Below are 14,391 nucleotides of genomic sequence, written 5' to 3' on the forward strand. Positions count from 1 at the left end.
GATTTATTTTTAAAACAAAAAATATGAAAAAAATAAGCTTATTCTTTCTATTGATTTCAGGAATCATCTTTGCGCAGCAATCTGTTTTGGAACAGAAAATTAATTCAATTACAAAAGACAAAAAAGCAATGGTAGCTGTTTCTATACATTCTTTTGAAGATAATATAAAACTTAGTATTAATGGAAACAAAAAGCTCCCTTTACTTAGTGTCTTCAAATTCCACATAGCTTTAACAGTACTAAACCTAGTTGATCAAAAAAAACTAAACTTAAAGCAAAAGATTTTAATAACAAAAGCAGATCTACACGAAAATACATGGAGTCCTTTCAGAAATAAATATCCCAATGGAAATGTAGAAATGACTATTGAAGAACTGTTACAATATATGATTTCGCAAAGTGATAATAATATTACAGATGTTCTTATACATTTAGTAGGAGGAACGCAATCTGTACAAAAATTTATGGATGATTTAACAGTAAAAGATTTTACTATAAAAGCGGATGAAAGCAAAATGCACGAAGGATTTGAATTTCATTATTGGAATACAAGTACCACTAATTCGCTGAATCAACTTTTAAAAAGATTTTACGATAAGAAGATTATTTCCAAAACTTCAACTTCATTTTTAATGAAAACAATGATACAAACAACAACTGGTTCTAATAAAATAGTTGCACTATTACCAAAAGATACTCCGGTTGCTCATAGAACAGGTTCTTCAGGAAAAAATGAAAAAGGTTTAACTATTGCTGAAAATGATATAGGAATTATTACTCTTCCTAATGGTAGACACATTGCACTAAGTATACTTGTATCAGATTCTATGGAAAGCGAAGAGACTAATACAAAGATGGTTGCAGAAATTGCTAAAGTTGTTTACGAAAATTTTAATAACTAAATTTTAAAGCTTATTTTTAGGCTTAGAAATTGTTTTAATAATTAAACGACAATTAAAATTTGAGATATGAAAAATTTAATCTTAACACTTTCTATATTTTGCTGTACTTTTGCTTTCGCACAGAAAAGCGAAAATTATCTGCAGGTAGGGTATCACAGTATTTGCTGTGGAACACCATCGGATAAGCCTGTGATGAATTTTATTAATCAGTTTCAGAAAAAAAACAAAATAAAAAATTTCGAAGTGTACAAACAAAGCGGTTTGGGAAGAGAAGGTGAATTTAACATTTACATCGGAACAGATACCTTCTCCAGAACCCAGAAAACCAAATTTGTGGAAGAGCTGAAAGCTGCCATCAATACCCAGAATCAGATGAAAAGACCGAACAGAGACGGTAATGTGAGTTTTGATGAAACAACGACGGTAAAAAAAGCAGATCTTTCCAATGCACGAAATTTAACTTTAATCAACAGCAAATAATTAAAACTTAAATAAGGAAAAATGATCAAAAACATTGTAGTTATCGGAGCCGGAACCATGGGAAATGGTATTGCGCACACATTTGCACAAAGCGGTTTTAAAGTAAATCTTGTAGATGTATCTCAGGAAGCTTTAGACAGAGGTCTTAAAACCATTACCACCAATCTCGACAGAATAATTGCAAAGGGAAACCTTACCGAAGAACAAAAAGCAGAAACTTTAGGGAACATTACGACATTCACGGCACTTCAGGATGCAGTTGGATCTGCCGATCTTATTGTGGAAGCAGCAACGGAAAATCAGGAATTAAAACTGAAAATTTTCGGACAGATGGATGAATTTGCTCCTGAAAACTGTATTCTGGCAACCAATACTTCCTCAATTTCGATCACTAAAATTGCTGCGGCTACAAAAAGAGCAGATAAAGTAATCGGAATGCACTTTATGAATCCGGTTCCCATTATGAAACTGGTTGAAATCATTAAAGGCTACTCCACTTCCAAAGAAACGTTCGATGCGATCTATGAAATGAGCAAAACGTTAGGAAAAGTTCCTGTAGAAGTAAATGATTATCCGGGATTTGTTGCCAACAGAATTTTAATGCCGATGATTAATGAATCTATCGAGACATTGTACAACGGCGTTGCAGGTGTTGAGGAAATCGATACGGTAATGAAACTGGGAATGGCGCATCCGATGGGACCGCTTCAGCTTGCCGATTTTATTGGTCTTGATGTTTGTCTTGCGATCTTAAATGTAATGTACGACGGCTTCAAAAATCCTAAATATGCTCCGAATCCATTGTTGGTAAACATGGTAATGGCAGGGAAATTAGGCGTAAAATCAGGAGAAGGTTTCTATGATTACTCCGAAAGCAAAAAAGCAGAAAAAGTAGCGAAAATGTTTTCTAAATAATTTTTAAGTTGTGACTTATAAGTTATAAATTTAGGCTCTGAATCTGCAATCTATAACCTAATAACTGCAACCTTGATAAAATTTAAAGAAAAAAATATTCAGATATCAATGGTCATCATTACTTTAGTGATGACCATTTTGCGTTTTCTGCTTAATGAAAAAGGGCGTGTAAATCCGGATTCCATACGTTATATGAGATTTGCGCACGTTTTCCCGACGATCGACAATACCACGACTCCTTTAGGATATCCTTTAGCAATAAAATTTTTTACGTTTTTCGGGTTTGATGAATTCTGGGGAAGTAAAATCGTAGGAATTTCCGCATTTCTATTCATTATTTTTTTCACATGGAAAAAGAAGTTTTTCTTTAGAGAATCCGTTGTTTTATGTGCTTTATTCAGCTTCCTCTCCATTTTCTCCTATACTATGAGCGAACCGCTGATTTTGCCGTTTGTTATGGTATTTTTATATGTTTCCACATTAATTATTGAAGGAAAACTAGAAAAAGGAAAAGCCGTTTTTTATCTTTCACTAAGCCTTATTGCATTGTATAACATAAGATACAGCGCTCTTTTCATTATGGGCGGAACCGGGCTTTTCGGATTGATTTTCTGGAAACGAAAATATTCGGGAATATTTATTATTTCAGGAATCATCGGAGGAATTTTTGTGGTTTTGTATAAATTTCTTTTTATTGATTACTTTAACGAAAACTATGTCAGTCAATTTCTGGAAATCGGTCTGCATCCTACCTCTAAACTTCTTGCTGAATTGTTTCAGGGATTATGTACCACTTTCAACCCATTCATTCATATTGCAGATCCGGGAGGCGGAATGATCAATTATGCGATCTACGGAATCGGCTTTTTAAATATTCTTCTGATTGTGTTTTTGTTTATTAAATACAAACTCTCAGAAACGGAGGCATTTTATATTTTTGTAAGTGTTTTCGGGATGATCTGCTCGTATTTTATTCAGTATTTTTATTCTGTGAATGCGATTGATTACAGATTAATGGCTCCTTTCAGTCTTCCGGTCTGGCTGGTTTATTTCAGGAAATTATTCATGATTTTTGAGGTTAAAACGTACGCTTTAGGCTTTTTAAGTCTGCTTTCCGGAATGTTATTTACATGGCTTTCCAAAGGAAATTATCTTGAAAACAGAAAAGAAATGAGACAGTTTCTGCAATCTGAAAAAATGGAGAAGATTCCGCTGAAGTTTTATCTTGAAACGGCAGAAGATCTTGACAAAATACAGGTTGCCGAACTGATGAGTACCATCAATCCGAATATTACGTTAACTTTTAAACCGAAAGATACGCTTCAGAAAACAACGTTAACAAGGTATAAAGTTTTACAAAAAATAAAGATTGACAAGAACAAATACCAATAATTTTATTATCTTTGATTTAAAGTTAAAACATTAAAAAAATGAAATTACCAAAGTTTTTATTAGCAGATAATTCGGAATTTCCAGAAGATTTATTCGTGGTTCATACAGAATATCCAAGATTTATCTTAAACGTTGAGGAAGAAGAAGTTGAGTGGCTGGATGATTTGGAAGGTGACGACGAAGAAACAATGGCAGACGAGGCTACAAAAGTAGTAGAAGCTGCGTTTAAATGGTGTGATGAAGAGTTGGCTAAGTACGACGAAGAAGAGGAAGATTAATAACAATTTAAACATAAAAAAGGAACTCGATTGAGTTCCTTTTTATTTTATTCAGCTTTATTGAATTTTAAAAGTAAAAGATTGTCCTGATACAATTCCAGAACATTTCCGGTTACTACATATTTATTGGCTTTTCCTACCATATCCATAAAGTTTTTTTCTACGCTCATGTTATCGCAAGCCATTCTTGTAGAACCTAAAGCTCCCGCAGAAAAATTTCCCATAGAAGGATCTACTTTTGCCGTTCCGAAGTAATTGTTGCATCCCGCATTACCGCTGATTTTTTCTCCTTCAATATTCAGGGTGGGAATTTTCCCTTTCACATTATCAGCCAAAGCCCATTTTGTACCCGCAAGAGAAGGCTGTGATTTTCCTACTTTGGAAGCAGAAGAGCTCGACATTGTTCCACATGAAACCAAAACTGCAGCAGTACATATACTTAAAAAAAAATTCTTCATTGTTTACTTTTTGATTTAAACCAAATTTACGGAATTATTATTATTTAAACGGGTTTCGGAAGATTTTATTATTCTTTAACACTTCAGATAAAATTGTAATTGAATATGATTTATCTGAATTTAACCTAAGTTCGGGATAAGTATTAAACGCAAGGTTAAACAAAGAGATTCAATTATCAGGAATTCAGCTTTTAAGATATACAAAGGCGTAAAACTTATCAAAGTAATACCATTTTTGTCTTTTTTAAATAAACGAAGTGCCTTTGTTTACCTTACAAACTTTCAATAAGTAAAAAAATCTTTTGTTTTTCTTTGCTATAAAATAATACAACGCTATAAATCAATTATTTAAAACTTTTCTTATCCCGAACTGAGGTTAATTTAATAAAACATTCAATCTTTAAATCGCTGTCAATTTTAATTTTACTCATAAAAAAAACGGACAAATGTCCGTTTATATTGTATTCGAAAGGTAATTTTTTTAACCTCTTAATTCTGCATTGAATTCTTTCTGGAAAGATTTGATTAAGGAATCCATTACCGCAGTAATTTCTTTTTCTTCCAATGTTTTCTCTTCGTTTAAAAGTTCGAAGCTCATTGCATAAGATTTCTTGCCTTCCGGAAGATTTTTCCCCTCGTAAACGTCAAATAAATTAATATTTTTCAGGTACGGAGATTTATTTTTCTTTGCCGTCTGATAAAGATCTTCGTAATTCACGTTCTTATCGATCAGTAAAGCAAGGTCTCTTCTGATTTTATTGAATTTAGGAATATCTTTGAATTTCAATTGATTTTCAGAACGTAATTTCTGGGCAAATTCAAGTTCGATTTCAGCGTAGAAACATTCCTGCTCAATATCGAAATCTTTCAGCATCTGAGAAGATACTTTTCCGATCCTTACCATAGCTTTTCCGTCCACTTCATACGCCAAAGCATCAGAAAATCTTTCATCAGACAAAGCCACTTCTTTATAATCAACTGCTAATCTTTCCAGTAAAACTTTTACATAAGCTTTCAGATTATAGAAGCTTGTCGTAGATTTCGGCTGCAGCCAGTTTTCTGCAACATCTCTTCCGGAAACAAGGATAGCCAGTTGCTTTCTTTCCTCGTATTGATCTCTCTTATGATAGATTTTTCCGAATTCGAAGAATTTAATATCCTGATTTTTTCTGTTGATATTGTAAATTGCATTCTGCAAAAGCCCTTCCAGTAAAGACTTTCTCATAAATGCCAAATCGTTGCTTAAAGGATTTAATAATTTTACAGCATCCGTTTCATCTTTTAAAGAAGTCAATGAATTGTTCATTACTTCATTGAAACCTAATCCCTGTAACGTTCTTGCCCAGTTATTTTCAAGCTCATCCTGATCCTGTGCAGCCAGTTTTACCGGCGTAAACGAAATTTTCTGAGGAGCATCGATCTTATTGTATCCGTAGATTCTTAAAATCTCCTCGATAACATCAATTTCTCTGGTAACATCTGCTCTGTACGCGGGAACAGAAATTTCATAACCATTCTGAATTTCATTTAAAACCTGAATTTCAAGGGCTTTTAAAATTTCCTTTACTTTTTCTCTGTGAATTTTCGTTCCTAAAATCTGCTCGATTTTTGAAAATCTGATGATGACATACTGATCTTCAATTTTCTTAGGATACTGTTCCAGCAATTCTCCCACAAGTTTTCCTTCAGTAAGTTCCTGAATTAATTTAATAGCGTGCGTAATAGCTGTTCTTGTAATATTAGGATCCACACCTCTCTCGAATCTGAAAGAAGCATCGGTATTCAATCCGTGGAATTTTGCCCCTTTTCTCACCGCAACCGGATTGAAATAAGCACTTTCCAAAAAGATGGTAGTTGTTTCAGCAGAAACCCCTGAATTGGCACCTCCGAAAACTCCGGCAATGCACATCGGCGTATCTTTTCCGTCTTTAATGATGATTTCAGAACCGTTCAAAGTTCTTTCAACACCGTCTAAAGTCGTGAATTTTGTTCCTTCTTTTACTGTCCCTACTTTTACTTTTTTATCTGCAATTTTATCTGCATCAAAAGCATGAAGCGGCTGTCCGTAACCGTGAAGGATATAGTTGGTAATATCTACAACATTGTTGATCGGGCTTAATCCGATGGCTTTCAGTCTGTCTTTCAGCCAAGCCGGAGAATCTGCCACTTTTACATTTTCAATCACCGCTCCGATATATCTCGGGCATAATTCTGCATCTTCCACTTCTAATGTAAAATCGTGAGAACCTTCGTTGTTCAGGGCAACGGAAGATACTTTTTCGAACTCAGATTTCTGTTTGTTTGTGGAAAGATAAGCATGAAGATCTCTTGCAACACCGTAATGAGACATCGCGTCGGTTCTGTTCGGCGTTAAACCGATTTCCAGAACTTCATCGTTTGTTATTTCAAAGTAATCTGCGAAATTTTTTCCGACTTCAAACTTTTCTTCATCCAAAACCATAATTCCGCCGTGATCGTCGCTAAGACCCAATTCGTCTTCTGCACAGATCATTCCCTGAGAAACCTCTCCCCGGATTTTTGCTTCTTTGATCTCGAAAAAGTTTCCGGTTTTATCATAGATTTTTGTTCCGACAACTGCAACGGGAACGGTTTGTCCGGCTTCCACATTGGGAGCTCCGCAAACGATGTTTAAAATCTTTCCGTTTCCTACTTCTACGGTTGTCTTTTTTAATTTGTCTGCATTCGGATGTTTCTCGCAGGTTAAAACTTTACCTACAACAATTCCTTCCAGGCTTCCTTTTATGCTTTCAAATTTTTCTATCCCTTCAACTTCAAGTCCTATATCTGTAAGGAACTCACCGATTCTTTCAGTTTTCAGGTCCGTTTTGATATAATCTTTAAGCCAGTTGTTTGATATTTTCATCTGATAATTTATTATTTTTCAAGGTTAAAAGAAACCTTGCTTATTTTGAAAATTTTACTTGAATTTTTCGCGTTACAAATATCGTGTTTTTTTAAGAAACAGAGAAATGTGAGAGAAACTTTAAGAGTTATTTAGCAGCTTTCTTTTTCCTGCCGGAGCAGCAAGGCATTGTCATTACGAAGAGCGAAGCGACGGGGCAGTCTAAAAAACCTTCTTTTTAACGCAAAAGATCGCTAAGAAAAGAATTGTTAAATTTCGAATATTTTTGTTCGCTAAGGCGTTCTACTCAGCAAGTGACAGCAGAATTTAAATCTGTTATTACTGTTTCTAAAACTAAGCCTCGATTTCTATTTGTAGATGTATTCCGGAGATTACTTCTTCTCTTTGTTCATTGCAAAACGGCGGACTGCAATTCTAGCCCCGATTGCAGCTTTGTTTGAGCTCATTTACTTAGGAATCGGCTGCGGCAGCGAAGCTGCCGCAGCCGATTCCTAAGTAAATAGCGAGTGCGGAAAGCGGGAAATAGCTCCTAAAAAATAAGAGGTTCTGAAAAAATCAAAACCTCTTATCCTATTTTATTTACGTTAAAATTACAATCCAATTACCGGCATTGATAACATTAAAATACTTTCGTTTTCTTCAAGACCATCAAGAGGTTCGATAATTCCAGGTCTGTTTGGCTGAGACATTTTCATGGTGATATCGTCTGAACCAAGAATCGTTAACATTTCCGTTAAGAATTTAGAGCTGAAACCGATGTTGATATCTTCTCCGTTGTAATCGCAAGGAATCTGCATATCTGCTTTGTTTGCATACTCCGTATCTTCTGCGTGAAGGTGAAGAATGTTTGCAGAAAGCTTAAATCTTACCTGATTGGTGGATTTATTAGACATGATGGAAGCTCTTTTAATCGCTCCTAATAAAAGATTTCTGTTGATGGTTAATACATTCGGGTTCTCTTTAGGAATTACCGCTGTATAATTAGGATATTTTCCGTCGATTAATCTACAGATCCAAACGTGCTTTCCAAAAGTGAATTTTGCCATATTCTCGTTGAATTCGATCGTTACGTCTTCATTGGAACTTGCTAAAATATTTTTGAAAATGTTTAAAGGCTTTTTAGGCATGATGAATTCCATAGGTTCAGCATTCATCAGATCTTTTCTTTTGTATACTACCAATCTGTGAGAATCTGTAGAAACGAAGTTGGTTTCATTTTCTCCAAACTGGAACAGTACTCCCGTCATTACCGGACGAAGAGAGTCGTTACTTGTTGCGAAAAGTGTATTGGTAAGGGCTTCAGATAAAACTCCTGCAGGCATGGTAACACTTTGTGCGGCATCAAATTCCGGCAATTCCGGATAATCGTCTGCGTTATCCAATGCTACGGCGAAGTTATCTTTTTCATCTAAAATCTCAAGCTGACTTCCTGTTCCTTCCGCATTGTCCTTCACAACCAACGTAAGAGGCTGTTCTCCGTAAGTCTTGATGAAGTCCTGAAAAATCTTTGCAGGAACGGCAAATTTACCCGTATCATCAGACTTTGCCTCAAGAGAAGTTACAAGAGTCGTTTCGCCGTCAGATGCGGTAATGGTAACCTGAGTTCCGTCTAATTCAAAAAGATAGTTTTCTAAAATCGGTCTCGACTGAGAGCTTGATATTACGCCACTTACAGTTTGCAAAGCCTTCTGTAGTTCACCACTTGAAATAATAAATTTCATAGATTTAAAAATAAATTTTTACAAATATAATAAATAGAAAACAGAATGAAAAGAATAATTCTGAGAGTTATTAACATCCATCAAAATAATTTCACAACTTCTCCTGCTCTGCTTTTTGATGCCCGAAAACATCCTAATGCACTAAAGATAAGGATTTTCTTTTAGCAATTGACTATATTTGTAAAAAACTTTCAATATGCGAAAACCTCCTGTACATAAGAGTTTACGAAATGCTTTCCGGGGTGTTTTTCTCATGATGAAGCATGAAAGAAATTTTCAGCTTGAATTTGCCGCTTTCTTTGTTAATTTGTTTCTGATTTTTTACCTAAAGCTTTCTTCTACAGATACTATTTTAATTTTAATGGTTTCCTTCGGCGTTTTAGCAACTGAAATTCTGAATACCGCTATTGAGAAAATCTGCGATTTTATTCACCCTGATTTTGATAAAAGAATTGGTTTCATCAAAGATATTTCTGCCGGAGCCGTAGTTTTGATGGCTATTTTATCAGTTATCATCGGAGTTATGGTTTACTGGAAATATGTTTAAGGATTTTTTCAGCAGTTCTGAAGGTTGTTTATAAATATTTTTCTATAATCGGAATGGCAATTTCAGCCATGATTCCATAACCTTTTTCGTTGGGATGAATGCCGTCTTCTGAAAGCAGGATTTCTTTATCCTGCAGAAAAGCAGAATGAAAATCTATATAATTCAGAGAATTTTCTCTGGCAATTTGTTTTAGAATCTGATTGTATACCAAAACCTCATCATTTGTTCTTAATTTTCCGGATGCAGTGATAATTCCGTCTAATTTTTCAGCAATCGGAAGAATGCTTATTAAGTAAATTATTGGTGAATATTTTTCCGCTTCCTGAACCGCCTGTAATATATTTGCTCTGAAATTTTCAGGATTTACAAGATAGTTATCTTCTTTTACAGCCAGATCGTTTGCGCCGTATCCCAGAAAAATAATATTTCCTTCATCTGAATTTCTTGCCGTCATTTCGGAAGAAATTCTTTTAACCAAACCTTCGGTTGTTTCGCCGCCGATTCCAAGGTTGAAAATAATCAGTTCTTTGCTTCCTTCATTGTATTTTTGCAGAGCATATCTTTTCAGAATGTCGACCCAGCCGCCAAAAACGCCATCGTATTCTCCATAAGTGATGCTGTCGCCAAAAAATAATCCGTACATAGTTTAAGCAAATGTTAATTGTTCAATTAAAAATCAATCCAAAATTAGTGTAATATTTTTGTGTGATTTTATAATTTCCATTAAAATTTCAAATAACGTTTGTCCGTTTCCTGCAATCAGATCATCAAGTTTTTCCTGAATTAATGTAACGTTGAAGGGTTTTCCCTGTCGGATTTTATTTTCGTAATATTGTTTCGTGAGATCAAAACCTAAATCTTCTTTTGATTTTCGGGCATTTTTCCAGATAATTTCACCTTCGTATCCATACAAAATATCATCAAAACCATCTAAAGTTCCGACTTTCCAATTTTCATCTTTCAAAAAAAGTAATGAAACTTCTTCATAGAACGCTTCCAGATTTGAAAAATGACTGCCATTGATGACAGTCATTTTGTTTTTACTTGAAGTACTCCACTCCATTTTTAAAGATGTTGTGATAATTTGCAGTTGGAATATTTTTAAACAGACCCTCTGCAAAACGTTCCGGATGTCCCATTCTTCCGAAAATTTTTCCGCAAGGACTGGTGATTCCTTCAATTCCGAATAATGAATTATTGGGATTGAAAGGCATTCCGTGAGCAATATTTCCTTCTAAGTCTAAATATTGAGTGGCAACCTGTCCATTTTCATACAACTTCTGAATTTCTGCTTCCGAAGCCATGAAACGACCTTCACCGTGAGAAATCGGAATGGTAAATACCTGATCTTTCATTCCTTTTAACCAAGGCGATTCGTCATTTACGACTTTTACGTTTACCATTTGGGAAATATGTCTTCTGATCGCGTTGTGAGCCAACGTAGGAGAATTTTCATCCAAATCTTTGATTCTTCCGTAAGGTAATAGTCCGGATTTAACCAAAGCCTGGAAACCGTTACAGATCCCGATAATCATTCCGTCTCTGTCGAGCAATTCGTGAACGGCATTTCTCATCTTCTCGTTTTTCAACACATTGACAATGAATTTTGCAGAACCATCTGGTTCGTCACCCGCTGAGAACCCTCCTGAGAAAGCCAGAATCTGAGAAGTTTTGATTTCTTCAACCCAAGCATCAATGCTTTCATCCAATAATTGGTGATTGATGTTGATTAAAGGTAAACTGCTGATTACAGCGCCTTCTTTTGCGAAAGCATTCAGTGTATCGTATTCGCAGTTTGTTCCCGGGAAAACCGGTGCAAATACTTTTGGCTGAGCAATTCCGTGTTTTTTAATAATGATATTTCTTGGGTTGACTGAATTTAATTTTTCATCGATTTCAACCGTTATTTTTTCTTTTTCAACTGTTGGGAAAAGGTGTTCGAAGGTGTTCGTGTTTGCGGCTAATAATTTGTCTATGGTTGTTGATTGATTGTTGATCGTTAAAACTTCGTCTGAAACAACTTGACCTATCAATTGAAGATTTACAGAACTTAATTCTTCTTTAGATTCTATAATTAAGCTACCAATATTTTTAGCTAATAAAGAATTTGTCACATTGAGCGGAGTCGAAATGTCAGCGCCCAATCTGTTTCCGAAGCTCATTTTTGCCAAAGCAACCGCTAATCCGCCTTCTTTTACTGTTTTTACAGAAACGATTTTTCCTGCTTTGATATTTTCGAAAATAAATTCATAAATATCTTTTAAAGCATCATAGTTTGGAAGTCCGTTTTCCTGAGCGATATGATTGAAGAAATACACTTTATTTCCTTTGTTCTTAAATTCAGGAGAGATAATATTTCTCTTTTCTCCGTTTGCACAGGCGAAAGAAATCAATGTTGGTGGCACATTCAGATCCTGATACGTTCCGCTCATTGAATCTTTACCTCCGATAGCCGCCAAACCGAAATTAATTTGCGCATCGTAAGCTCCCAAAAGTGAAGCCAAAGGTTTTCCCCATTTTTCAGGATTCTGACCTAATTTTTCAAAATATTCCTGAAAACTGAATCTGATATTTTTATAGTCGCCACCCATTGCGACGATTTTCGCCACACTTTCTACAACAGCGTAAGAGGCTCCAAGTAAAGAGTTCTGTTTAGAAATTTCTGCATCGAATCCCCAACTCGCCAGAGAAACGGTTTCAATATCTTTTGCTCCGATGATAGGCAATGTCTGAACACTTCCTTCCATTAAAGTCTGCTGATATTTTCCACCCAAAGGCATTGCAACCGTAGTCGCACCAATCGATGAATCGAACATTTCCAGCAATCCTTTCTGAGAAGCCACATTTTTATCGCTTAAAATCTTTAGGAAATTCTCTTCATTAAATGCCGGAGTTTCTTCTTTTACTTCATTAAGGTGAGTAATTTTAACTTCTTGACTTTTTGAACAGCCATTCGTATCTAGAAACGCTCTTGAAAGATCAACAATTTTATCGCCTTTCCAGAACATCTGCATTCTTCCTGAATCTGTTACTTTTGCCACTTCTACAGCCACAATGTTTTCAGCCTCACAGAATTTGATGAACTGTTCTTTATCTTTTGGTTCTACTACAACCGCCATTCTTTCCTGAGATTCGGAAATAGCAAGCTCGGTTCCGTTTAACCCTTCATATTTTAAAGGTAAAACATCTAAATTAACTTCTAAAGAATCTGCGATTTCGCCAATTGCCACGGAAACACCTCCCGCTCCGAAATCATTTGATTTTTTAATCAGTCTCGTTACTTCAGGATTTCTGAACAATCTCTGAATTTTACGTTCTTCAACGGCATTTCCTTTCTGTACTTCAGAACTCATGGTGTGGATTGAAGTTTCGTCCTGTTCTTTCGAACTTCCGCTTGCTCCTCCAACTCCGTCACGACCTGTTGCTCCTCCTAAAATAATGATTGAATCACCAGCTTCAGGTTTTTCACGTCTTACCCAGTCTACAGGAACTGCTCCGGCAACGAAACCAACTTCCATTCTTTTTGCTTTGTAGCCTTCGTCATAAATTTCAGAAACCATTGTTGTCGCCAAACCTATTTGATTTCCATAAGATGAATATCCGTTTGCCGCCTGTTTTGTGATTGTTTTTTGAGGCAATTTTCCCGGTAATGTTTTATCAACCGGTTCCAAAACATCCGCTGCACCCGTTAATCTCATCGCTTGGAAAACAAAAGAACGCCCAGACAAAGGATCTCTGATCGCACCACCTAAGCAAGTTGAAGCACCGCCAAAAGGTTCTATTTCTGTCGGGTGATTGTGGGTTTCGTTTTTGAATAATAAATACCACGGTTCTTTTTTACCATCGTATTCAGCTTCAATCTGGATTGTACAGGCATTGATCTCGTCAGAAACCACAAGATTCTCCAAATTGCCTGTTTTATGGAAATATCTTCCGCAAACGGTTGCCAGATCCATTAAGGAAATAGGCTTCAATTCACGTCCTAAGAATTTTCTTTTTTCAATGTAATCATTGAAAATGGTTTCCAATGTATGTTTAAACTGTCCTTCGAATTCGATATTAGACAATTCCGTTTCAAATGTTGTGTGACGACAGTGGTCGCTCCAATAGGTGTCTAAAACTTTAAGTTCCGTTTCTGTAGGATTTCTCTGTTCCGATTTAAAATATTCCTGAATGAATTTTAAATCGTCTAAACCTAAAGCAAAACCGTGATTATTAAAGAATTCCTCAAGCTGAGCATCATCAAAATTGATAAAACCTTCATGAACAATTACTTTTGAAGGGATTTCTTCCGCAGGAATGTTTAAAGTTGATAAATCTTTTTCCTGAGATTCCACTTTATTAATCAAAAGGTCTTTGATTTTCACCAAATCAGATTCGGAAATACCTTCGAATTCGATCAGCTTTCCGCTTCTTACTTTAGATTTTTCATTTCCGGTCAATAAAGCAATACATTGTTGAGCAGAATCTGCACGCTGATCATATTGCCCAGGTAAAAATTCCAATGCGAAATAAATTCCCTGTGCAGGATTTTCTTCGATTAAAATATCCGTAACCGGATCTACGAAAGTGCTGTTAACCACTTTTTGGAATTCACCGCCATTTAATCCGAAAATATCGTACACGTTGTATACTTTTACTTTTTGGATGGACGGAATAACCGCTTTTACTTCATCAAAAATTTTTGGACTTTCTACATCGAAAATTCCTCTTTTTTCTACGAAAATTCTTTTGTTTTGAGACATTAGATGTCAGTTTTATTTAGATTTATTTATTTTTTTAAATTAATCAACGGAATGATTTTAAATCAGCAT

General features: G+C 35.4%; 12 protein-coding genes. 6 read left to right on the top strand and 6 right to left on the bottom strand.

The genetic code is table 11. The features are described from left to right. Positions 1-23: 23 nt before the first annotated feature. From bla to H6W52_RS10905, 5 genes are all read left to right on the top strand, one after another. Positions 24-902, top strand: a complete 879-nt coding sequence (gene bla, locus H6W52_RS10885; protein ID WP_116099617.1) for a class A beta-lactamase, subclass A2 — start codon at positions 24-26, stop codon at positions 900-902. A gap of 66 nt (positions 903-968) precedes the next feature. Next, the gene (locus H6W52_RS10890) at positions 969-1,382 is read left to right on the top strand and encodes a hypothetical protein (RefSeq protein WP_116099616.1); all 414 of its coding nucleotides are present in this window, start codon (positions 969-971) and stop codon (positions 1,380-1,382) included. A 24-nt stretch (positions 1,383-1,406) separates the two neighbouring features. Continuing rightward, a complete protein-coding gene (locus H6W52_RS10895; protein WP_175608832.1) occupies positions 1,407-2,297 on the top strand; it encodes a 3-hydroxybutyryl-CoA dehydrogenase in 891 nt (296 codons plus the stop codon). Between the two features lie 72 nt (positions 2,298-2,369). After that, positions 2,370-3,689 carry a hypothetical protein gene (locus tag H6W52_RS10900; protein WP_116099615.1) on the top strand — a complete coding sequence of 440 codons (1,320 nt, stop codon included), beginning with the start codon at positions 2,370-2,372 and terminating at the stop codon, positions 3,687-3,689. 38 nt (positions 3,690-3,727) lie between these two features. Continuing rightward, positions 3,728-3,967, top strand: coding sequence for a hypothetical protein (locus H6W52_RS10905; protein WP_002977986.1), 240 nt, complete (start codon positions 3,728-3,730; stop codon positions 3,965-3,967). Positions 3,968-4,014: 47 nt separating this feature from the next. Here the strand turns inward: H6W52_RS10905 and H6W52_RS10910 are convergent, their stop codons facing one another. The 3 genes from H6W52_RS10910 to dnaN all read right to left on the bottom strand — a co-directional run bounded on the left by H6W52_RS10910 (position 4,015) and on the right by dnaN (position 9,030). Further along, positions 4,015-4,425, bottom strand: a complete 411-nt coding sequence (locus H6W52_RS10910; RefSeq protein ID WP_185216712.1) for an META domain-containing protein — start codon at positions 4,423-4,425, stop codon at positions 4,015-4,017. Positions 4,426-4,906: 481 nt separating this feature from the next. Next, entirely contained in the window at positions 4,907-7,309 is a 2,403-nt protein-coding gene (gene pheT, locus H6W52_RS10915; RefSeq protein ID WP_116098623.1) for a phenylalanine--tRNA ligase subunit beta, read from the bottom strand. Positions 7,310-7,899: 590 nt separating this feature from the next. Continuing rightward, complete coding sequence (gene dnaN / locus H6W52_RS10920) at positions 7,900-9,030, bottom strand: DNA polymerase III subunit beta (protein WP_076394496.1); 1,131 nt, start codon at positions 9,028-9,030, stop codon at positions 7,900-7,902. Positions 9,031-9,226: 196 nt separating this feature from the next. On the opposite strand from dnaN, the gene H6W52_RS10925 reads away from it, so the two are divergent. Next, entirely contained in the window at positions 9,227-9,577 is a 351-nt protein-coding gene (locus tag H6W52_RS10925) for a diacylglycerol kinase family protein (RefSeq protein WP_116098622.1), read from the top strand. Between the two features lie 28 nt (positions 9,578-9,605). Here the strand turns inward: H6W52_RS10925 and H6W52_RS10930 are convergent, their stop codons facing one another. From H6W52_RS10930 to H6W52_RS10940, 3 genes are read right to left on the bottom strand one after another with little or no spacing between them, the layout of a single operon-like run. Continuing rightward, positions 9,606-10,220 carry an SGNH/GDSL hydrolase family protein gene (locus H6W52_RS10930; RefSeq protein WP_116098621.1) on the bottom strand — a complete coding sequence of 205 codons (615 nt, stop codon included), beginning with the start codon at positions 10,218-10,220 and terminating at the stop codon, positions 9,606-9,608. Positions 10,221-10,253: 33 nt separating this feature from the next. Then, positions 10,254-10,640, bottom strand: coding sequence for a ribonuclease inhibitor (locus H6W52_RS10935; protein ID WP_116098620.1), 387 nt, complete (start codon positions 10,638-10,640; stop codon positions 10,254-10,256). Beyond that, positions 10,618-14,322 carry a phosphoribosylformylglycinamidine synthase gene (locus H6W52_RS10940; protein WP_116098619.1) on the bottom strand — a complete coding sequence of 1,235 codons (3,705 nt, stop codon included), beginning with the start codon at positions 14,320-14,322 and terminating at the stop codon, positions 10,618-10,620. The genes H6W52_RS10935 and H6W52_RS10940 overlap by 23 nt, the downstream gene beginning before the upstream one ends. Positions 14,323-14,391: the final 69 nt, after the last annotated feature.

Source organism: Chryseobacterium sp. C2(2020) (assembly GCF_014218915.1).
GTDB classification, from domain to species: Bacteria; Bacteroidota; Bacteroidia; order Flavobacteriales; family Weeksellaceae; genus Chryseobacterium; species Chryseobacterium mucoviscidosis.